The following is a 22,208-nucleotide window of genomic DNA, read 5'->3' as shown; positions in this document are numbered from 1 at the left end:
TGTTTGATCTAAGCCTGCCCTCGCACAGTCATCCCCCTCGCTGCCCGCACTGTTAATTATTTGCCCTGCCCATCCGTTCCCCTGTGTACCCAAGGCCGCCTACGCCGCCCGCATTCAGCGAGGCAACGGCCAGGCCCGACTTACCCAGACACTGGCAGGAACACCCATGACGGACGCCTTCGAACTCCCGCACTCGCTGGTCCAGGCCCTGGCGCAACGCGCCAAGCAGACCCCCGAGCGGATCGCCTTGCGCTTTCTGGCCGATGACCCGCGCGAGCAGGCAGCACTGACCTATCAGGCGCTGGATGCGCGGGCGCGGACCATCGCCGCAGCACTGCAGGCGCGGGCCGAGTTCGGTGATCGGGCAGTGCTGTTGTTCCCCAGCGGTGCCGATTACGTCGCGGCGTTCTTCGGCTGCCTGTATGCGGGTGTGATTGCCGTGCCGGCCTATCCGCCAGAGTCTGCCAGGCGCCATCATCAACAGCGCCTGTTGTCGATCATCGACGATGCCCAGCCGCGCTTGCTGCTGACCGTGGAAACACTGCGCGACAGCCTGCAGCAACTTGACGCGCTCGCTGCTGACGGCGCGCCGCAGTTGCTGGCGGTCGACCAGCTCGACCCGGCGCTGGCGGCGCAGTGGCGCGAGCCGCAGTTGGCGGGCGATGACATCGCCTTCTTGCAGTACACCTCAGGCTCTACCGCATTGCCCAAGGGCGTGCAGGTCAGCCATGCCAACCTGGTCGCCAACGAGCAACTGATTCGCCAGGGCTTTGGCATCGACCTGAACCCCGACGACGTCATCGTCAGCTGGCTGCCGCTGTACCACGACATGGGCTTGATCGGCGGCTTGCTGCAGCCGATCTTCAGTGGCGTGCCGTGTGTGCTGATGTCGCCGGGGTACTTCCTGGCCCGGCCGCTGCGCTGGCTGCAGGCGATCAGCGAGTACGGCGGCACCATCAGCGGCGGGCCGGATTTTGCCTACCGCCTGTGCAGTGAACGGGTTAGCGAAGCGGCCTTGGCCGGGCTCGACCTTAGCCGCTGGCGGGTGGCGTATTCCGGTTCCGAGCCGATCCGCCAGGACAGCCTGGAAACCTTTGCCAGCAAGTTTCAGCCATGCGGCTTCGAGCGCAGCAGCTACTTCGCCAGTTACGGCCTGGCCGAAGCCACCTTGTTCGTCAGCGGCAGCCGTCGCGCTCAAGGCATTGCTGCTCTGCAGGTCGATGCCCAGGCGCTGGCCGAGCACCGTATCGAAAGCGGCGAGGGCAGTGTGTTGATGAGCTGCGGCTATCCGCAACCCGAGCACGCCGTGTGCATCGTCGAACCACAGCAGCAACAGCTGCTGGCGGATAACCAGGTCGGGGAAATCTGGGCCGCCGGCCCGAGCATCGCCCGTGGCTATTGGCGCAACCCGCAAGCGACGGCTCGCACCTTCGTCGAGATGAACGGCCAGACCTGGCTGCGCACGGGCGACCTGGGCTTTATCCGCGACGGCGAGATATTCGTCACCGGGCGCCTGAAAGACATGCTCATCGTACGTGGGCAAAACCTCTACCCGCAGGATCTGGAGCAGACCCTCGAGCGCGAAGTCGAAGGGCTGCGCAAGGGGCGGGTGGCGGTATTCGCCGTCGACGACAACGGCGAGGAGGGCATCGGTGTCGCTGTCGAAGTGAGCCGCAATGTGCAGAAGTCGACCGCTCCCGAGACGCTGATCAAGACCCTGCGCCAGGTGATCGCCGATGCCTGTCGGCAGGCACCGGCGGCAGTGCTGCTGCTCAACCCCGGCGCGCTACCGAAGACTTCCAGCGGCAAGCTGCAACGCGCGGCCTGTCGCCAGCGCATGGATGACGGCAGCCTTGATTGCTACGCGCGCTTCCCGGCGATCAGCAGCGTGGCGTCGGCGGCTTCTGTGACAGAGCCCCTGCAAGCGCGCATCGCTGCCATCTGGCGTGATCTGCTCAAGGTCGAAGCGGTGGCGGCCGATGACCACTTCCTGCTGCTGGGTGGCAACTCGATTGCCGCCACCCAGGCGACCGCGCAACTGGCAGACGAGCTTGGCATCGAGCTGAGCCTGCGCACCCTGTTCGACGCCCCGCTGCTGGCTGACTACAGCGCAGCGGTAGCTGCACTGCTGGCTGACGGCGGCCAGCAGCGCAGTCATATCGACGTGCGCGGCCGCGCTCAGCCACTGCCGCAGTCGCTGGCGCAAAACCGCCTGTGGCTGCTGTGGCAGCTGCAACCGCAGTCGGCAGCCTACAACATCCCGGCCGGCCTGCACCTGCGCGGCGAACTCGACGTTGCCGCGCTGCAGCACAGCCTGCAAGCGCTGGTCAGCCGGCATGAATCGTTGCGTACGGTGTTCAGCGAAGTCGCCGGCCAGGCCCTGCAACGGGTGCTGCCTGAGCAGCAACTGGAGCTCGCTCAGCTTGACCTGCATGGGCTGGACCCCGCGCAGGTTACGGCCCGCCGCGAAGCCGAGGCGCAGCAGCCGTTCGATCTGGGCAATGGGCCGCTGCTGCGCGCTACTCTGGCGCGGCTGGATGATGAGCAGCACCAGCTGTGGCTGACGCTGCACCACATCGTCGCTGACGGCTGGTCGCTGAACATTCTGCTGGATGAGTTCGCTCGCCTGTACGCGGCCCGCTGCCAGGGCCAGCACGTCAGCGTGCCAGCGCTGCCGTTGGGCTACGCCGATTACGGCATCTGGCAGCGCCAGTGGCTGGCCGAGGGCGCGGCTGCAGCACAACTTGAATATTGGCAAGCGCAATTGGGTGATGATCTGCCGGTGCTCGATCTGGCCACCGATCAGCCGCGTTCGAGCCAGCGCACACTGCGCGCCGAGCGCCTCAGCGTAAAAGTCCCGGCCCAGCTCACCACCGCGCTCAAGCAGCTTGCCGAGCAGCAACAGGCCAGCCTGTTCATGATCCTGCTGGCTGCCTGGCAGGGCTTGCTGCACCGCTACAGCGGGCAGCACGACATCCGCGTTGGCGTGCCCAATGCCAACCGCCCACGCCTGGAAACTCAGGGCATGGTTGGCTTCTTCATCAATACCCAGGTGCTGCGTGCGCAGCTCGATGGCCGCCAGCCGTTCAGCCAGTTGCTGGCCCAGGTGCGTCAGGCCACGATCGAGGCGCAGGCGCATCAGGACCTGCCGTTCGAGCAGCTGCTTGAAACACTGCCGCAGGCGCGTGAGCAGGGCCTGTTCCAGGTCATGTTCAACCATCAGCAACGCGACCTGTCAGCGCTGCGCCGCCTGCCTGGTTTGCTCGCCGAAGAGTTGCCATGGCACAGCCGTGAAGCCAAGTTCGACCTGCAACTGCACAGCGAAGAAGACCAGCAGGGCCGCCTCAGCCTGGCCTTCGACTATGCCGCCGAGCTGTTCGACGCGGCCACCGTGCGGCGCCTGTCGCAGCACCTGCTGGCCTTGCTCGAACAGGTCAGCGCGCAACCGCAGCTGGCGCTGGGCGATGTGCAGTTGCTTGATGCCGCCTCGCGCACGCAACTGCTGCAATGGGGCCAGTGCGCAGCGCCGGCGCCGCAGCGCTTGCTGGTCGAGCAGCTCAACGAACAGGCGCGCCTGACCCCGCAACAGCCGGCTCTGCTCTGGGACGGCGGCAGCCTCGATTACGCCAGCCTGCACCAGCAGGCCAACCGCCTGGCGCATTACCTGCGCGACAAAGGTGTCGGCCCCGATACCTGTGTCGCGATTGCCCTGCAGCGCTCGCCACAGTTGCTGGTCGGCTTGCTGGCGATCCTCAAGGCCGGTGGCGCCTATGTGCCGCTGGACGTCGATTACCCTGCCGAGCGGCTGGCGTTCATGCTCGCCGACTGTGGCGCGAGCCTGTTGCTCAGCCACAGCGACTGCCTGGCACAGCTGCCGCAGCGTGCCGAGGTCAGCGTGATCGCCCTTGACCAGTTGCACCTGGACAGCTGGCCAAGCCATGCGCCGGGGCTGCATCTGGAAGGCGACAACCTCGCCTACGTAATCTACACCTCAGGCTCCACCGGCCAGCCCAAAGGCGTCGGCAATACCCATGGGGCATTGGCCGAGCGCCTGCGGTGGATGCAGACCAGCTATGCACTGGAGGCCAGTGATGTGCTGCTGCAAAAGGCACCGATCAGTTTTGACGTGTCGGTGTGGGAGTGCTTCTGGCCGCTGCTCACCGGTTGCCCATTGGTCCTCGCCGGCCCCGGCGAGCACCGTGATCCGCAGCGCATCGCCGAGCTGGTGCAGCAGTTTGGCGTGACCACGCTGCACTTCGTCCCGCCGTTGCTGCAGGTGTTTGTCGAGGAGCCGCTGGCTGCGAGCTGCACGAGCCTGCGCCGGCTGTTCTCCGGTGGCGAGGCGTTGTCGGCCAGCCTGCGTGATCGGGTTCTGCAGGTACTGCCGCAGGTGCACCTACACAACCGCTATGGCCCGACCGAAACCGCAATCAACGTAACCCATTGGCATTGCCAGCCCAGCGATGGCGAGCGTTCACCGATTGGCAGGCCGCTGGCCAACGTGCTCTGCCAGGTGCTCGATGACGAACTCGAGCTGAGCCCGCCAGGTGTGCCGGGCGAGCTGTGCCTGGGTGGCGTCGGCCTGGCTCGGGGTTACCTGGGCCGACCAGGGCTGACCGCCGAGCGCTTCGTGCCGCAGGCCGATGGCAACGGCGCGCGCCTGTACCGCAGCGGCGACCGCGTCCGTTGGTTGCCCGAGCATGCTGCGCTGGAATATCTGGGCCGGCTCGATCAGCAGGTCAAGGTCCGTGGCTTCCGGGTTGAACCCGAAGAAGTGCAGGCCTGCCTGCTGGCTCAGCTGGGCGTCTCTCAGGCGGTGGTGCTGATTCATCAGGACGCGGTTGGTGCGCAGTTGCTCGGCTATTACACCGGTAACGAGCAGAGCGAGGCGCTGCTGGCCGCACTGAGCGAGCGCCTGCCGGCCTATATGGTCCCGGCGCAATTGATCCACCTTGCTCAGATGCCCATCGGCCCGAGCGGCAAGGTCGAGCGCAAGGCGCTGCCGGCGCCGGTCTGGCAACAACGCCAGCACGTCGAGCCGCACACTGCGCTGCAACAGCAGGTCGCGGCAATCTGGCGCGAAGTGCTCGGCGTGCCGCAGGTGGGCTTGCAGGATGACTTCTTCGCCCTCGGCGGCCATTCGCTGCTGGCCACCCAGATCGTCTCGCGCACACGCCAGGCGTTGGACGTCGAGCTGCCGTTGAAGACCTTGTTCGATGCCAGCGAGCTGGGCGCATTCTGTGTCGAGATTGCCGGGCTGCGCGAGCGCGGCGAGCATAACCAGCAAGGCGCTATTGCGCGGGTCGACCGGCGCCAGGCGGTGCCGCTGTCGTATTCGCAGCAGCGCATGTGGTTCCTCTGGCAGATGGAGCCGGACAGCCCGGCCTACAACGTCGGCGGCATGGCGCGCCTGCGCGGCACCTTGCACGTGGATGCCTTCGAGCGCGCCCTGCATGCGTTGATTGCCCGTCACGAAACCCTGCGCACCACCTTCCCGAGCATCGACGGCGTGCCATACCAGTGCGTCGCCGAGCACAGCCCATTGCAGGTGCAGTGGCATGACTTCAGCGCGGTGGCTGCCGAGCAGCGCCAACAGCGCCTGCAAGCGCTGGCCGATCAACAGGCGCACCAGCCGTTCGATCTGGAGCGCGGTGCGCTGCTGCGCGCCTGCCTGGTCAAGGCCGCCGAGCGCGAGCACTACTTTGTCCTGACCTTGCACCATATCGTCACCGAAGGCTGGGCGATGGACATCTTTGCCCGCGAACTGGGTGAGCTGTACGAAGCCTTTGTCGATGATCGCGAGTCGCCGCTGGCGCCGTTACCAGTGCAGTACCTGGACTACAGCGTGTGGCAGCGGCAATGGCTGGAAGGCGGCGAAGGCCAGCGCCAGCTGGCCTACTGGCAGGCCCGGCTGGGCGATGACCAGCCGCTGCTGGAACTGCCCAGCGACCGCCCACGGCCGCCGGTGCAGAGCCATCAGGGCGGGCTGTACCGCTTCGACCTCGACCCGGCACTGGCGGCGCGGGTGCATGCGTTCAATGGCGAGCGCGGCCTGACCCTGTTCATGACCATGACCGCCACTCTGGCGGCCTTGCTGCACCGCTACAGCGGCCAGCGCGACCTGCGTATCGGTGCGCCGGTGGCCAACCGGATTCGCCCGGAAAGCGAAGGCCTTATTGGCGCCTTCCTCAACACCCAAGTGCTGCGCTGCGAGCTGGACGGGCAGATGCGTGCAGGCGACCTGCTCGAGCAACTGCGTGACACCATCGTGGCCGGCCAGTCGCACCAGGACCTGCCGTTCGAGCAACTGGTCGAAGCCTTGCAACCGGCGCGCAGCAGTGCCTACAACCCGCTGTTCCAGGTGATGTGCAACGTGCAGCGCTGGGCCTTCCAGCAAAGCCGCGAGCTGGCCGGGATGCAGGTCGACTACCTGCTCAACGACGCCAGTGCGACCAAGTTCGACCTGTACCTGGAAGTTACCGACCTGGACGGCCGCCTCGGCTGCTGCCTGACCTACAGCCGCGACCTGTTCGATGAACCGCGCATCGCCCGTATGGCCGAGCACTGGCAACAGCTGCTGGCTGGGCTGATCGCCGACCCGCAGCAGCGTCTGTGCGAGCTGCCGATGCTGGCCGCGGCCGAGCAACAGGCGCTACTTGACCAATTGCAGGGCGAGCCTGCTGGCGAGCTGCAACACACCCTGCACGGTCTGTTCAGCGTGCAAGCCCAGCGCAGCCCGGATTCGCTGGCGCTGACCTTTGCCGGTGAACACCTCAGCTATGCCGCCCTCGACCAGCAGGCCAATCGCCTGGCGCGGGTGCTGCGCGAGCGTGGCGTCGGCCCGCAAGTGCGGGTTGGCCTGGCACTTGAGCGCTCGCTGGAAATGGTCGTTGGCCTGTTGGCAATCCTCAAGGCCGGCGGTGCCTATGTGCCGCTCGACCCGGAATACCCACTGCAACGCCTGCAATACATGATCGAAGACAGCCGCATCGGCCTGCTGCTCGGCCAGCGCGATTTGTTCGAACGGCTCGGCGAGTTGCCGGCCACTGTCGGCCGTTGGTGCCTTGAGGATGATGCCGCAGCCTTGGCTGATTACAGCGATGCAGCGCTGACCAACCTCAGCCTGGCGCAGCATCAGGCCTACCTGATCTACACCTCCGGCTCGACCGGCCAGCCCAAGGGCGTGGTGGTCAGCCACGGCGAAATCGCCATGCATTGCCAGGCCGTGATCAGCGCGTTCGGCATGCGCAGCGACGACTGCGAGCTGCACTTCTATTCGATCAACTTCGATGCTGCCAGTGAGCGCCTGCTGGCGCCGCTGTTGTGCGGTGCGCGGGTGGTCTTGCGCGGGCAAGGGCAGTGGGGCGCCGAGGAAATCTGCCAGCTGGTGCGCGAGCAGCAGGTGAACATTCTTGGCTTTACCCCAAGCTACGGCAGCCAGCTGGCTCAGTACCTGGCCAGCAGCGCCGAGCAATTGCCAGTGCGTCTGGTAATCACCGGCGGTGAAGCGCTGACCGGCGAGCACCTGCAGCGGATCCGCCAGGCGTTTGTTCCGCAGCAGCTGTTCAACGCCTATGGGCCGACCGAAACCGTAGTCATGCCGCTCGCGTGTCTGGCGCCGACGACCCTGCCGGCCGACGCTGGCAGCGTGCCGATCGGCCAAGTGATCGGCGCTCGCAGCGCGTACGTGCTGGATGACGATCTGGCGCTGTTGCCCCAGGGCGGCATCGGCGAACTGTACATCGGCGGCGCCGGCCTGGCCCAGGGTTATCACGACCGCCCCGGTTTGACTGCCGAGCGTTTTGTCGCCGACCCGTTTAGCCGCGACGGCGGCCGCCTGTACCGCACCGGCGACCGCGTGCGCCTGCGTGCTGATGGCTTGGTCGAATACGTTGGCCGTGCCGACCAGCAAGTGAAGATCCGTGGCTTCCGGATTGAACTGGGTGAAATCGAAAGCCGCCTGCAAGCCTACGCCGACATCGACGAGGCAGTGGTGCTGGCGCTGGACTTGCCCGGCGGCAAGCAGCTGGTGGGCTATCTGGTCTGCGCTCAGGCCAACGCCGACGCGGCTACCCAGGCCGATCTGCGCGAAGCGCTGAAGGCTCATGCCCGCCGGCACCTGCCGGACTATATGGTCCCCGCACACCTGGTGCTGCTCGCCCAGCTGCCGCTGATGGGCAACGGCAAGCTCGACCGCCGCGCCTTGCCAGCGCCGGATCTGGAGCTGGTGCAGCTGCATTATCAAGCCCCGGCGAATGCGCTCGAGGAGCAACTGGTGCAGGTCTGGCGGGAGGTGCTCAACGTCGCCCGGGTCGGTGTGCAGGACAATTTCTTCGAGCTGGGCGGCGATTCGATTCTGTCGATCCAGGTGGTCAGCCGGGCCCGCCAACTGGGCCTACAGTTCACCCCGCGCGACCTGTTCCAGCACCAAACCATCCAGGCACTCGCCGCGGTGGTCAGGCACAGCGATGCGCCTAGCGTGATCGAGCAGGGCGCGCGGGTCGGCAGCAGCGCGTTGACGCCGATCCAGCAATGGTTCTTCGACAGTGAAGTGGTCGAGCCGCAGCATTGGAACCAGGCCGTGCTGTTGCAGGTCCGTGAGCCATTGCTGGCGGCGAGCCTGGAACAGGCGCTGGCCGCGTTGCTGGTCCAGCACGACAGCTTGCGGCTGCGCTTCACTCAGGTGAACGGTCGCTGGCACGGCGAGTATCAACAGCCGACCAGCGAGCAACTGCTGTGGACGGCGACGGTCGCCGATCTGGACGACTGCCAGGCGCTGTATACCGATGTGCAACGCAGCCTCGACCTGCAGCAAGGGCCGCTGCTGCGCGCCTTGCTGGTCAGTGATGGACAAGGCCAGCAGCGTTTGCTGGTCGTTATCCACCACCTGGTGGTCGATGGCGTGTCCTGGCGGGTGCTGCTCGAGGACTTGCAGGCGCTGTACCGCGGCGCCAATCTCGCGGCCAAGACCCACGCCATCGGCGACTGGGCAGCGCGCCTGGCTACCTATGCCGGCAGCGACTCGCTGCGCGATGAGCTTGGCTGGTGGCAGACGCAACTGGCTGGCGTGCGCCGTGAGCTGCCCTGTGATCATCCTCAGGGCGGCAACCTCAACCGACATGCACAGACCCTGAGCATCAACCTTGAGGTCGAACAAACCCGCCAGCTGCTGCAGCAGGCGCCGGCGGCCTATCACACCCAGGTCAACGACCTGCTGCTGACCGCCCTGGCGCGCACCCTGTGCCGCTGGAGCGGCGACCGCGAAGTGCTGGTGCAACTGGAAGGCCACGGCCGCGAAGGCTTGTTCGAAGACCTCGACCTGACCCGCAGCGTCGGCTGGTTTACCAATGCCTATCCACTGGCCTTGGCCATCGAGCCAGGCGACCACGATCAGGCCCAGGCAAGCTCGATCAAACGCATCAAGGAACAACTGCGCCAGGTGCCGCACAAGGGCATCGGTTACGGCGTACTGCGTTACCTCGCTGACGCCGCCAGCCGCGAAAGCATGGCAGCGCTGCCGCAGGCGCGGATCACCTTCAACTACCTCGGCCAGTTCGACCAGCAGTTCGATGCGCATGCGCTGTTCCAGCCGCTGGATGCGCCGGCGGGCCTGGCCCACGACCTCGACGCGGCGCTGCCCAACTGGCTCAGCGTCGATGGCCAGGTTTACGGTGGTGCCCTGCAACTGCGCTGGACCTTCAGCAGCGAGCGCTACGAGCACGCCACCATCGCCGCGCTGGCCGAAGACTATCGCCGCGAACTGCTGGCGCTGGTTGCCCATTGCCTGGCCGATGGCAACGGCAGCTTCACCCCGTCGGACTTCCCCCTCGCTCACCTGAGCCAGGAGCAGATCGACAGCCTGCCCGTACCCGCTGCGCAAATCGACGACGTCTACCCGATGACGCCGATGCAGGAGGGGATGCTCCTGCATACCCTGCTCGAGCCGGGCACCGGCATCTACTACATGCAGGACCGCTACCGCATCAACAGCGCGCTCGAGCCGCAGCGCTTTGCCCAGGCCTGGCAGGCGGTAGTCGCCCGTCACGAAGCCCTGCGTGCCTCGTTCAGCTGGAGCGCCGGCGAAGCGATGCTGCAGATCATCCATAAGCCGGGCCACACCGCCGTCGACTATCAGGACTGGCGCGAGCTGGATGACGAGGCCCAGGAGCAACGCCTGCAAGCGCTGCACAAGCAGGAACGCGAAGCGGGCTTCGAATTGCTCAGCCAGGCGCCGTTTCACCTGCGCCTGGTGCGCGTGGCCGACGAGCGTTACTGGTTCATGATGAGCAATCACCACATCCTGATCGATGCCTGGTGCCGCTCGTTGCTGATGAACGACTTCTTCGAGATCTATCAGGCGCTCGGTGAGGGCCGCCAGGCGCAACTGCCAGTGCCGCCGCGCTATCGCGATTACATCGGCTGGCTGCAACGGCAGGACCTCGATGAAGCGCGCCAGTGGTGGCAAGCCAACCTGGCCGGATTCGAGCGCGCCACGGCGCTGCCCAGCGACCGACCGCTGCGCCACGACCATGCCGGCGACGGCATGATCGTCGGCGACTGCTATACCCGGCTGCAGGTCGAGCAGGGCGCCCGCCTGCGCGAATTGGCCCAGGCCCACCAGTTGACCATCAATACCTTCGCCCAGGCGGCCTGGGCACTGGTGCTGGCGCGCTTCAGCGGCGAGCGCGACGTGGTCTTCGGCGTTACCGTGGCTGGGCGGCCGGTGAGCATGCCGCAGATGCAGCGCACGGTTGGCCTGTTCATCAACAGCGTGGCCCTGCGTGTGCAATTGCCGGCGCCGGGGCAGCGGCAAAGTGTGCGGCAGTGGCTGCAGGGCCTGCTCGAGCGCAACATGGAGCTGCGTGAATACGAGTACCTGCCGCTGGTGGCGATCCAGGAGCGCAGCGAACTGCCCAAGGGCCAGGCGCTGTTCGACAGCCTGTTCGTGTTCGAGAACGCGCCAGTGGAAACGGCCGTGCTCGACCACGCCCAGCACCTCAACGCCAGCTCTGACTCGGGCCGGACCCACACCAACTTTCCGCTGACCGCGGTGTGCTACCCCGGTGATGACCTAGGCCTGCACCTGTCGTTTGACCAGCGCTATTTCGATCACGCCACGGTCGAGCGCTTGCTGGCCGAATTCAAGCGCCTGCTGCTGGCGCTGGTCGAGGGCTTTGACGGCGAGGTCAGCGCGCTGGCGTTGCTCGGCGCTGAAGAACAACGCTTCCTGCTCGAAGACTGCAACCGCAGCGAGCATGCCTACAGCCTTGAACAGAGCTATGTCGAGCTGTTTGAGGCGCGCGTCGCCGCGCATCCGCAGCGGGTCGTGGCGCGCTGCCTGGAGGCCAGTTTTGACTACGCCGGGCTCAACCTGGCCGCCAACCGCATGGGCCACGCGCTGCTCGCAGCGGGCGTCGCCATCGATCAACCCGTAGCCCTGCTGGCCGAGCGTGGCTTGCCGCTGCTGGGCATGATCGTCGGCAGCTTCAAGGCCGGCGCGGGCTATCTGCCGCTCGACCCCGGGCTGCCAGCGGCGCGCCTGCAACGCATCGTCGAGCTGAGCCGCACGCCGCTGCTGGTGTGCACCGCCGCCCACGCCGAACAGGCGCGGCAACTGCTGGATGAGCTGGCCGGTGCCGTACGGCCAACCTTGCTGGTGTGGGAAGAAATTCAGCATAGCGCCGTGGCTAGCCATAACCCAGGTATCTACAGCGGCCCGGACAACCTCGCCTATGTGATCTACACCTCCGGCTCCACCGGTTTGCCCAAGGGGGTGATGGTCGAGCAGCGTGGCATGCTCAACAACCAGTTGAGCAAGGTGCCGTACCTGGGGCTGGACGAGCACGACGTGATCGCCCAGACCGCGTCGCAAAGTTTTGATATTTCGGTCTGGCAGTTTCTCGCCGCGCCGTTGTTCGGGGCCCGCGTTGAGATCGTGCCGAACGCCATCGCGCATGACCCGCAAGGCTTGCTCAGCCATGTGCAGGCGAGCGGGATCAGCGTGCTGGAAAGCGTGCCGTCGCTGATTCAGGGCATGCTCGCCAACCCCGAGCAGCACCTGGACCGGCTGCGCTGGATGCTGCCGACCGGCGAGGCGATGCCGCCCGAGCTGGCCGCGCAATGGCTGCAACGCTACCCGGCAATTGGTCTGGTCAACGCTTATGGCCCGGCCGAGTGCTCGGATGACGTGGCGTTCTTCCGTGTCGATGCAGCGTCGACCGAAGGCAGCTACCTGCCGATCGGTACGCCGACCGACAACAACCGGCTGTACCTGCTGGGTGAAGAACAGACCCTGGTGCCGCTGGGTGCAGTGGGCGAGTTGTGCGTGGCCGGCACCGGGGTGGGCCGCGGCTATGTCGGCGACCCGGTGCGCACGGCCCTGGCGTTCATCCCGCATCCATACGGCGCGCCGGGAGAGCGCTTGTACCGCACGGGTGATCTGGCCCGGCGCCGGGTAGACGGCGTGCTCGAATACGTCGGTCGCATCGACCACCAAGTGAAGATCCGCGGTTATCGGATCGAGCTGGGCGAGATCGAAGCGCGCCTGCATGAGCAAGGCGAGATCCGCGACGCCGCCGTCGGCGTGCAGGAGGGCGTCAACGGCAAGCACCTGGTCGGCTATCTGGTGGCGCATCACGGCGTGACGGCCGATGCAACCTTGCTTGAACAGGTCAAACAGCGCCTGCGCAGCGACCTGCCGGAGTACATGGTGCCGTTGCACTGGGGCTGGTTCGACAGCCTGCCGCACAACGCCAACGGCAAGCTCGATCGCAAAGCGCTGCCAGCCATCGATATCGGTGCTCAGCACAGCCAGGACTACCTGGCGCCGCGCAGCGAGCTGGAAGCGACACTGGCTGTGATCTGGGCCGATGTGCTCGGCAGCGAGCGGGTAGGCGTGCGCGACAACTTCTTCGAGCTTGGCGGCCACTCGCTGCTGGCCACTCAGATCGCCTCGCGGGTGCAGAAGCAGCTGCAACTGAACGTGCCGCTGCGGGCAATGTTCGAGTGCAGCACGGTCGAGGAACTGGCGCTATATGTCGAAGGGCTGCAGGGCAGTGTGCTGGATGACGACAAGGTCGACCGCCTGAGCGACCTGATGGCCGAGCTGGAAGGCTTCTGACAGCTGCGGCGGGCGGGCGCTGGTCGCCCGCTCGCCGGCGCCTGGCCGAGCGTTAAATTCAACCTGTGGTTATCCGTTCTAGCTTGGACACCACCTGCAGCACCATCGCATTTGATCAGAGGCGCAATGACCATTTCTCGACGCGGCTTCATCGCTGGCCTGGCGCTGGCGGGGGCCACTGGCACGGCGGCTTACTACGCGCACAGGGAGCTGACCCACGACCCGGCCGACGACATCGTCACCCCCGGCGAAGCGACGGTGGAACCTGCCGATTTCACCGGCCAGGTGCTCGCCGAGCAGATGCGCGGCGTTTGGGACCTGCGCTTCGAGGGCATTGATGGCGGCCTCGAGGGCTTGCCACTCACGGGCGTGCAGGCGTTTATCGACGTCGCCACCAAGGGCCGTGGCCTGCGTGGTTTTGTCGATACCGGCGAGCAGTTGCGCGCTGACGGCGTGGCCGCCTACCGCATTCTCGGGGACCTGGTCGGGGCCAATTCGCGGCAGGTGCGCTGGCGTTTGATCAGCCTGCGCGGCGGCCCCGGCTACGAGTGCATCGCCAGCCTGGATGAGGTCTGGGGCGAGTTCGCCAATGCCGGCAACGCCAGCCTCAGTGGCCGCTTGCAACGAGTCGACCGCTCGCTGACCCTGCCGGTGCCCGACAGCCGCTTCGTTGCGATCAAACGCAGTTTCCCCGAAGCACGTGAGCGCCTGACCTACAACGCGGCGATGCAGGCCTGGGTGATCAGCCCCGAACATCGCTTGTTCCATCAGCTCTGGCACGCCACCCGCGACCAGTGGCACAAGCTCCCCGAAGACAAGCGCAACGCCCTGCGTGGGCTCGGTTGGCAGCCCGGCCCACGTGAGCAGGAGCGCGATGCCCGCGGCCCACGCAAGCACCGCAATGGCTCGGGTATCGACTTTCTGTTCATGCACCGGCACATGCTCGCGGCAGCGCGGCAGTTGCAGGACTTGCCCGCCTGGCAGCAGTTTCCGCTGCCGCAGCCCAACGTCGAGTTCGACCGTCAGGGCTTTGCCCGCTACCACGAGAACCACGACGGCTGCTGTGTGCCGCCCAGCTGGCAGGCGCCGGGCGACGAGCCGTATGGCCAGTGGGTTGCAGCGATCAAGGCCAGCGAAACGTTCTGCAGTAACTTCCAGGTGTGGGAGTCGCAGTATCAGGACCCGCAGTACCTGGCCAGGCTCAGCCTGGGCGAGCTTGGTTCGGAAATGGAAATGACCCTGCACGACTGGCTGCACATGTGCTGGGCCTCGGTTCCGCGCGACCCAAGCAACGGCGCTCCGGTGCCGTTTGCCCGCGATCCGAGCGACTTTGCTCCGCGCTGGTTCGGTGCCGACAACGACTTTCTTGGCGATCCGTTTTCATCCCACGTCAACCCGGTGTTCTGGGGCTTTCACGGCTGGATCGACGAGCGCATCGAGGACTGGTATCAGGCCCATGAGCGGCTGCACCCGGGCCAGGTGCGCCGGCTTGAGGTGAGCGGGGTGAAGTGGTTTGCGCCTGGACGCTTCGTCGAGGTCGGCGATCCGTGGCTGGGGCCGGACACCCACGGTTGCAGCAGCACGCCCGGCCTGCGCCTGGGCAAGTCGGTGGAGATGGACGTAGAGACCATGAAGCTGGCTCTGCGCATCACCTTTGGTGAAGACGACACGCTCGCCGGGTTGGTGCGCAAGGTGCCGCAGCGGCCTTGGTATGCGCGGCACTTGTCGCTAAAGAATATCGTCTGAAGCCGGCCTGGGGCCGCGGCCCCGGGCGTTCGCCTACTGCTCGACCTGCCAGCCACCGCCCAGGGCTTTGTACAGCGCTACGCTGCCTTGCAGGCGGGCCAGACGCAGTTGCGCCTGCTGGTCCTGGGCCAGGTACAGCGTGCGCTGGGTTTCGAGCACGCTGAGCAGGGTTTCGGCGCCGGCGCTGTAGCGGCGTTGGGCAATATCGAAAGCCAGCCTGGCCTGGGTGAGTTCCTCATACTGCCACTGGCGCTGACGGTCTATCCCGCTGATCGCGTTGAGCGCCTTTTCCACATCGGCAAAGCCGGCAACGATGCTGCTGCGGTAGTTCTCCAGCAGTTCTTCCTGCTCGGCTATGGCCAGGTCGCGGGCCGCACTGAGGCGGCCGTTATTGAAGATTGGCCCGATCAGCCCGGCTGTCAGGGTGTAGTAGGGGCTGTCGAGGATGTCGGCGAAGGTGCGCGCGCCACTGCCCAGTTCGGCGCCCAGGGTCAGCCGCGGCAACAGTGCAGCGCGGGCGACCTGAACATTGGCACTGGCGGCGGCCAGACGTGCTTCGGCGGCGGCGATGTCCGGGCGGCGGCCGAGCAGGTCGCTGGGCACACCACTGCCGATCTGCGGCCAGCGCACGGCGCTGATGCTGGCGCTGGTCTGCGGCAGGTTCTGCACCGGTTCGCCGAGCAGTGTGGCTAGCGTCACGCGGTTGTCTTGCCACTGTTGTTCGAGCAACGGCACTTGCCGTTCCTGAGCGGCGACCAGACTGCGCTGCTGGGCAAGCTCCAGGCGGGTGGCAGACCCCGCACCCTGGCGCGCCTCGACCACGCCGAGCACATCGCGCGCGTTGGCCAGGTTGAGGCGGGCGATGCGCAGTTGCTCTTGCAGGGTCAGGCCACGCAGGTAGCTGTCGGCAACGGCGCTGGTCAGGGTCAGCTCGACGGTGTGCCGATCAAAGCGGCTGGCGTCGACCTCGCGCAGGGCGCTGTCGCGAGCGGCGCGCACACCGCCCCAGAAGTCCACCTCGTAGCTGGCGTTCAAGCGTGCATCGAAGGCGGTGCTGGTGCGCTCGCTGCTGCTGGCGTCGAGCTGGTCGTTACCCTCGCCACGCAGCAGCCGCTGGCGGCTGGCGTCGAGGCCGTATTGCAGGTCCGGCAGCAACGGCGCGCCGGCAATCACCGCTCGCGCCTGCGCCTGGCGTACCCGTGCGGCAGCGCCGGCAAGGTCGTGGCTGTTGAGCCGGGCGCGCTCGACCAGACCGTCCAGCTCGCTGCTGGCAAACGCCTGCCACCAGCGGGCATTTGGCAGCGGGTGGTTATTAACCTCACTGCCGCCCTGCCAGGCCGACGGTGCCGGAAGGTTGGCCTCGGGGGCGGGCGCGGTGCTGCAGGCGGCGAGGGCAAGGCTCAGGGATAACAGGCTGATGCGGCTGGGCAAGGTCATGGATTATTCGCTGGTAAGGGCTTTGACCGGATCGAGGCGGGCGGCTTTGCGCGCCGGCATGAAGCCGAACACCACGCCTGTCACCACGGCGCAGGCGAAGGCGCCAAGAATGGCCGGCAGGGCGAAGGCTACGGCGATGTCGGCCAGCAGCAGGCCGCCGCCGATCGCCAGGGCGAGGACAATGCCGGTCACGCCGCCGACCATCGACAGCATCACCGCCTCGCTGAGGAACTGGCGGAGGATGTCGCGCTGACGGGCGCCGGTGGCCATGCGGATGCCGATCTCGCGGGTGCGCTCGCGCACGGTCATGAGCATGATGTTCATCACGCCGATGCCGCCGACCAGCAGCGAGATCGCGGCGATGGCGCCGAGCATCAGCGACAGGCTGTTCTGTGTGCGTGCTTCGGCCTGAATCAGCGCCGCGTCGTTGGTCAGTTCGAAATCCGCCTTGCCCTGGTGGCGCTGGCGCATCAAACGCTCGATGGCTGCTTCGGTGGCGCTGACCCTGGCCGAATCGGCGGCGGCGATGATCACGTACTCAGGGTCGTGGCTGCCGAACAGGCGGATCGCCGCTGCGGTATAGGGCACCACGATGCGCTCGTCGCTGTCCTGATCGCCGGAACTGGCTCCTTTGGCCGCGAGCATGCCGATTACCTGAAACGGCACGTTGCCGATCAGCAGGTATTGGCCGATCGGATCGCTGCCCGGGGCGAGCAGCTTGTCGCGGACCTTTTGCCCGATCACCGCCACAGCGGCGCCGGAGCGCTCGTCGGCCTCGGTGAAGAAGCTGCCGGCCACCACCGGCCAGTTGAGAATGTGCGGGAACTGGATATTGTTGCCGCCGACATAGAACTGCTGATTGTTGTTGCCATGACGGACCATCAGCTCGCCGCCAATGACCGGCATGATCCGCTCGACTTGCGGCAGTTGCGCGACCGCGGCAACGTCATCGAGGCTGACGATGCCGCCGGGTTCGCGCAGGGTGGCGTGGCGCCCGCTCAGGTAGAGGATGTTCGAGCCAAACGCGGCCATCTGCGCCATGACCTGGCGCTTGCTGCCTTCGCCTACAGCGAGCATGACCACCACCGAGGCGACGCCGATGACGATGCCAAGCAAGGTCAGTGCGGTGCGAAAGCGGTTGATCCACATCACCCGCCAGGCGGCTTGCAAGGCTTCGACCAGCTCGCCTTTCCAGGCGCCGCGCTCGACGGCGCCCTGATCCAGACGCTGGCGCAGGTCATCGGCCTGCAGCCCTTGTATGACCGCAGGCGGCTGGCCAGCCGCCGAGTCGCTGACGATCTGCCCGTCACGAATCTCGATCACCCGCGCTGCCCTGGCCGCGACTTCGCGGTCGTGGGTGATCAGGATGATCACATGGCCCTGGCTGGCCAGCTCGTCGAGCAGGTTCATCACCTCGGCGCCGCTGTGGCTGTCCAGCGCACCGGTCGGCTCGTCTGCCAGGATGATATGGCCGCCGTTCATCAGGGCGCGGGCAATCGATACTCGCTGCTGCTGGCCGCCCGACAACTGATGCGGACGGTTGCCGGTGCGGCTGGCCAGGCCCAGCCGGTCGAGCAGGGCGGCGGCGCGGGCATGGCGCTCGGCGGCCGCGGTCCCGGCGTAGATGGCAGGCATCTCGACGTTTTCCTGGGCTGAGCCAGACGGGATCAGGTGGTAGCCCTGGAAGACGAAACCGAACGCTTCGCGGCGCAACCAGGCCAGCTCATCGCTGTCCAGTTCTGCAACGTTCTTGCCAGCGAAGTGGTAGCTGCCGGAGGAGGGCCGGTCGAGGCAGCCGAGGATGTTCATCAAGGTCGATTTGCCGGAACCGGAGGTGCCGACGATGGCGACGAATTCACCCGGATGAATGCTCAGGCTGACCCCGCGCAATACCTGCACTTCAGGGCTGTCGATACCGCCGTAGACTTTGCAGATGCCGTTCAGCTCGATCAGAGGCACAGACATTCAACCTCCGCTGGCGCTGGGCGCGCCGATGACCAGTTGCTCGCCTTCGGCGAGGCCGTCGAGGATCTGCACGCGCAGTCGATCACTGAGGCCGGTGCGGACCTCGCGCTGCTCGATCTTGCCGTCGCGCTTGACCACCTGCGCCAGGCGCAGGCCCTCGGCCTTGCCTTCGTCGAAGGCGGCCAATGGCGCGGTCAGGACCTGGCTGGCCTGGCCGGCGACGAAGAACACCTGGGTGGTCATCTCGGCCATCAGCGCGCCGTCGGGATTGTCGACATCCAGCAGTACCGTGTACTGCACCACCTGGCTGCCGGTGGTACCGGCGCTGGCGCTGGCCGGGCTGCCGCCACCCTGGCTGGTCTGATCCAACGGCTTGGGCGGGATCGGCAGGATCTGCCTTACCTGGCTGGTCCAGCGGCGCTTGCCGCCGGCGAGGGTGGTGAAGTAAGCGCTCATGCCCGGCTTGACCTTGCCGATGTCGGCTTCCGAGACCTGCGCCCAGACGGTCATCGGCGACAGCTTGGCGATGCGCAGGATAAGCGGGGTCTGCTGTTGGGCGTTGAGGGTCTGGCCCTCGCGCGCGTCCAGCGCCACCACCGTACCGTCCATTGGGGCAAAGATACGCGTGTAGCCAAGCTCGGCTTCATCACTGCGCAAGCTGGCCTGGGCCTGGCGGATCTGCGCCTGGTACATGTCGATGCGCGCCTGGGTGACCTTGAGCTGGGCGTCAGCGCTTTGCAGGTCTTCGGCACGGGTGGCGCCGGCGGCAGCCAGTGCACGTTGGCGCTGCTGTTGTTGCTGGGCTAGCTGGAATTGCGCGCGTTGCTCAGCCAGTTGCGCCTTGAGGTTGTCGATCGAATAACGCCCGGCATCGAGCCTGGCCTGTTGCGTCGAGGGGTCGATTTCGACCAGCAGCTGACCCTGGCGGATCGGGTCGCCGACTTCGACGTGCAGCTTGCGGATCTGCCCCGACGCCTGCGCCCCCACGTCGACGTAGCGGCGTGGCTGCAGGGTACCCAGCGCGGTGACGCTGCTTTCGATGTCGGCGCGGGTAACCGCGACGGTGCTGACTGGCGCGCCAGCCAAGGGCAAGCTGGCCCAGGCCAGTACGCTGCCCAGTGCCAGCAGGCCGAGGCCACCGAGCAAAACACGGTGGCGGGTGGTGGTTGAGCGACTCATGCGAACTTCCAGCCAGTGAGGTTGGCCACACGCTGCCAATCAGGGCGCGCACGGAGGTGCCAGATAGACGAAAGCGCTCTATCCGGATTTAGCCGGAAAAGGTGATCGCGTGCTTGTTGCTGAGAATAATTATAATTTGTAAGATCGCACTCTGATATCACTCAGTCCCGCGTCAATGCAGTGCATATTGCCCAGCAGGGAGACGCCAGGTGCCGTTGTGGAACATTATTATCGCGAGTTGGTGAGCTTTCTTTGCGCGCGTCTGGGCAATCGCCAGGCCGCTGAAGACGTGGCTCACGACGCTTATCTGCGGGTGCTGGAGCGTACCGATACGCAGCAGATCGAGCATCCCCGCGCGTTCCTTTATCGCACTGCGCTCAACCTGGTGATTGACCGCCACCGCCGCCACCTGATCCGCCAGACCGAATCGCTCGATGTGCTCGACAGCGATGAGCGCTGGCACAGCCCGGCGCCGTCGCAGAGCATGCAGCTTGGCCAGCGCCTGGCGCTGATGCAGCGCGCACTGGATGAACTCAGCGCGCCGTGTCGCGAGTGTTTTCTGCTGCGCAAGATCGACGGTCTGTCGCATCCGCAGATTGCCGAGCGTCTGGGTATTTCCCGCAGTCTTGTGGAAAAGCACATCGTCAATGCCATGAAGCACTGCCGCGTGCGCATGCGCCAGTGGGAATCGTGAACGGCGGCCAGTGAAAATCCCCGTGCTGGCACCTTGATTTCTCGCGTTTTAGCGACGAGTATCAGTAAAGACCCTGCCTGGTAGTCACCGGGCATGCCTGAACTGGCGCAGTATGGTCATGGAGCGTGTGTCCTTACCTCTGCCCAGGTTCGATCGATGCCTCATAAATCCTTGCGCATCCTCATCGCCGACGAGCACCCGTCCCAGCGTTTGCAGCTGGAGAAGATGCTTAATGCCATGGGGTACTACCGGATCGCCCCGGTGGAAAACTTCGAAGACTTGCAGCGCCTGGTGCAGAGCGCGCTGCAGCCGTTCAATCTGTTGATTGGCAACATCGAGCTGGCTAGCCACGCCGGTGTTGATCTGGCGCGTTTCTGTCGGGTCAGTTCGCAGATTCAGCATGCCCTGCTGTATCACTCGCAGCGCCTGAAAGTGCCGGCGGTGCCGCAGACCGAGCGCAAGGCGGTGAGCATCAGCCTACCGAAAGTGCCTGACAGCGAGGCGTTGGAGTCATTTATGGCAATCATCGACCTGCCGATGGTGGTCGGCCAGTTGCCGCTGCCGCCCGGGCTTTCCCCAGGCTCGGGCTATCCAAGACTGCGGCGCAACTTCGCCCAGACCGTGTTCAACCGCTAAGCCTGGATGCGCCTGATGGCCGCAGGGTTTGTTATCCTCTCGCCCTTTGCCGATCTGCGGACTCTGCCATGACTGCCATCGATAGCGCGCCTGCGCCGCGGTTTACCCGCGCTGACCACCGGACCCTGGGTCTGGCGGCGCTGGGCGGCGCGTTGGAAATCTACGATTTCATCATCTTCGTGTTCTTTGCCCTGACCCTCAGCCAACTGTTTTTCCCGCCGGAAATGCCTGAGTGGCTGCGTTTGTTGCAGAGTTTCGGGATTTTTGTGACTGGTTACCTGGCGCGGCCGTTGGGCGGTATCTTGATGGCGCATTTTGCCGACCATCTGGGCCGCAAGCGGGTGTTCAGCCTGAGCATCCTGATGATGGCGCTGCCGTGCCTGCTGATCGGAGTGATGCCGACCTACGCCGACATCGGCTACGCCGCGCCGTTGATCCTATTGGCGCTGCGGATTCTGCAGGGCGCGGCAGTGGGCGGTGAAGTGCCCAGCGCCTGGACCTTCGTTGCCGAGCATGCGCCGGATGGCCGGCGCGGCTACGCATTGGGCTTTTTGCAGGCTGGATTGACCTTTGGTTATTTGCTCGGCGCGCTTACGGCTACTTTGCTGGCGCAGCTGTTTACCCCGCAGGAGATCCTTGATTACGCCTGGCGTTACCCGTTCTTGCTTGGCGGGGTGTTCGGCGTGATCGGGGTTTGGCTGCGCCGTTGGTTGAGTGAGACGCCGGTGTTTCTGGCGCTGCGTGAGCGGCGTGAGCAGCCGGTGGCGTTTCCGTTGCGCCAGGTGTTGCGCGAGCATCGGCGGGCGTTGCTGCCGGCGGCGCTGCTGACCTGTGTGCTGACTTCGGCGGTGGTGGTATTGGTGGTGATCACGCCGACGGTGATGCAGCAGCGGTTTGGTATCAGTGCTGGGCATACCTTTGCCTTGAGCAGTGTCGGGATCGTGTTCTTGAATATTGGTTGCGTGCTGGCGGGGTTGCTGGTTGACCGGATCGGGGCGTGGCGGGCGTTGCTTGTTTATAGCCTGGCGCTGCCGGTGGGGATTGCCACGTTGTATGCGAGTCTGGTGGGGCAGTGGGGGATGATCTGGCCGGCCTATGCGCTGGCGGGGCTTTGCTGTGGGGTGGTGGGGGTGGTGCCTTCGGTGATGGTCGGGTTGTTTCCGGCGCAGATTCGGGTTTCCGGGATTTCCTTTACCTATAACGTGGCATATGCATTGTGGGCAAGTACTACGCCTTTGGCTTTGATCGCCTTGATGCCTTGGAGTCCTTGGGTTTGTGTGGGGTTCTGTTTGGTGATGGGGGGGGTTGGGGTGGTGACTGCGCTGTGTTTTCAGGGGCGGGAGTCGTTGGTGTTTGCAGGTGATAGTTCTGCTTCAGGGGCGGCTTTGTGTCGCGAGGGGGCTGCGTAGTTAGGCTTGACTGTCTTCGGGT

The 22,208-nt window shown here is 65.7% G+C and carries 8 protein-coding genes; 5 read left to right on the top strand and 3 right to left on the bottom strand.

The genetic code is table 11. The features are described 5' to 3' along the window. Positions 1–166: 166 nt before the first annotated feature. Both AC58X1_RS20735 and pvdP read left to right on the top strand, forming a co-directional pair. Positions 167–13,120, top strand: a complete 12,954-nt coding sequence (locus AC58X1_RS20735) for a non-ribosomal peptide synthetase (protein ID WP_497429392.1) — start codon at positions 167–169, stop codon at positions 13,118–13,120. Positions 13,121–13,246: 126 nt separating this feature from the next. After that, entirely contained in the window at positions 13,247–14,866 is a 1,620-nt protein-coding gene (gene pvdP, locus AC58X1_RS20730; protein ID WP_497429391.1) for a pyoverdine maturation tyrosinase PvdP, read from the top strand. A gap of 33 nt (positions 14,867–14,899) precedes the next feature. Here the strand turns inward: pvdP and AC58X1_RS20725 are convergent, their stop codons facing one another. Genes AC58X1_RS20725 through AC58X1_RS20715 form a run of 3 tightly spaced genes read right to left on the bottom strand, consistent with a single transcriptional unit; the run spans position 14,900 to position 19,447 of the window. Further along, positions 14,900–16,303: an efflux transporter outer membrane subunit gene (locus AC58X1_RS20725; RefSeq protein ID WP_497429390.1), complete on the bottom strand. Its 1,404-nt coding sequence runs from the start codon at positions 16,301–16,303 to the stop codon at positions 14,900–14,902. A 3-nt stretch (positions 16,304–16,306) separates the two neighbouring features. Beyond that, complete coding sequence (locus AC58X1_RS20720; RefSeq protein ID WP_220633333.1) at positions 16,307–18,268, bottom strand: MacB family efflux pump subunit; 1,962 nt, start codon at positions 18,266–18,268, stop codon at positions 16,307–16,309. Then, positions 18,269–19,447: an efflux RND transporter periplasmic adaptor subunit gene (locus AC58X1_RS20715; RefSeq protein WP_101318096.1), complete on the bottom strand. Its 1,179-nt coding sequence runs from the start codon at positions 19,445–19,447 to the stop codon at positions 18,269–18,271. It abuts the gene before it with no gap. A gap of 217 nt (positions 19,448–19,664) precedes the next feature. On the opposite strand from AC58X1_RS20715, the gene AC58X1_RS20710 reads away from it, so the two are divergent. The 3 genes from AC58X1_RS20710 (at position 19,665) to AC58X1_RS20700 (ending at position 22,186) form a co-directional block, all read left to right on the top strand. Beyond that, positions 19,665–20,141: a sigma-70 family RNA polymerase sigma factor gene (locus AC58X1_RS20710; RefSeq protein ID WP_101318098.1), complete on the top strand. Its 477-nt coding sequence runs from the start codon at positions 19,665–19,667 to the stop codon at positions 20,139–20,141. Between the two features lie 156 nt (positions 20,142–20,297). After that, positions 20,298–20,777 (top strand): response regulator, encoded by a 480-nt coding sequence (locus AC58X1_RS20705; protein ID WP_101318100.1) that lies wholly within the window; start codon positions 20,298–20,300, stop codon positions 20,775–20,777. A 68-nt stretch (positions 20,778–20,845) separates the two neighbouring features. After that, complete coding sequence (locus AC58X1_RS20700; protein ID WP_497429389.1) at positions 20,846–22,186, top strand: MFS transporter; 1,341 nt, start codon at positions 20,846–20,848, stop codon at positions 22,184–22,186. Positions 22,187–22,208 lie beyond the last annotated feature (22 nt).

It is taken from the genome of Pseudomonas sp. PGPR N4, from assembly GCF_059693665.1.
The sequence above is the reverse complement of the archived record's forward strand: the minus strand, read 5'-3'. Positions and strand labels throughout refer to the sequence as shown.

Coding starts and splice junctions, on each gene's coding strand:
- pvdP (WP_497429391.1), top strand. CDS start 13,247: ATGACCATTTCTCGACGCGGCTTCATCGCTGGCCTGGCGCTGGCGGGG.
- AC58X1_RS20715 (WP_101318096.1), bottom strand. CDS start 19,447: ATGAGTCGCTCAACCACCACCCGCCACCGTGTTTTGCTCGGTGGCCTC.
- AC58X1_RS20705 (WP_101318100.1), top strand. CDS start 20,298: ATGCCTCATAAATCCTTGCGCATCCTCATCGCCGACGAGCACCCGTCC.
- AC58X1_RS20720 (WP_220633333.1), bottom strand. CDS start 18,268: ATGTCTGTGCCTCTGATCGAGCTGAACGGCATCTGCAAAGTCTACGGC.
- AC58X1_RS20735 (WP_497429392.1), top strand. CDS start 167: ATGACGGACGCCTTCGAACTCCCGCACTCGCTGGTCCAGGCCCTGGCG.
- AC58X1_RS20700 (WP_497429389.1), top strand. CDS start 20,846: ATGACTGCCATCGATAGCGCGCCTGCGCCGCGGTTTACCCGCGCTGAC.
- AC58X1_RS20725 (WP_497429390.1), bottom strand. CDS start 16,303: ATGACCTTGCCCAGCCGCATCAGCCTGTTATCCCTGAGCCTTGCCCTC.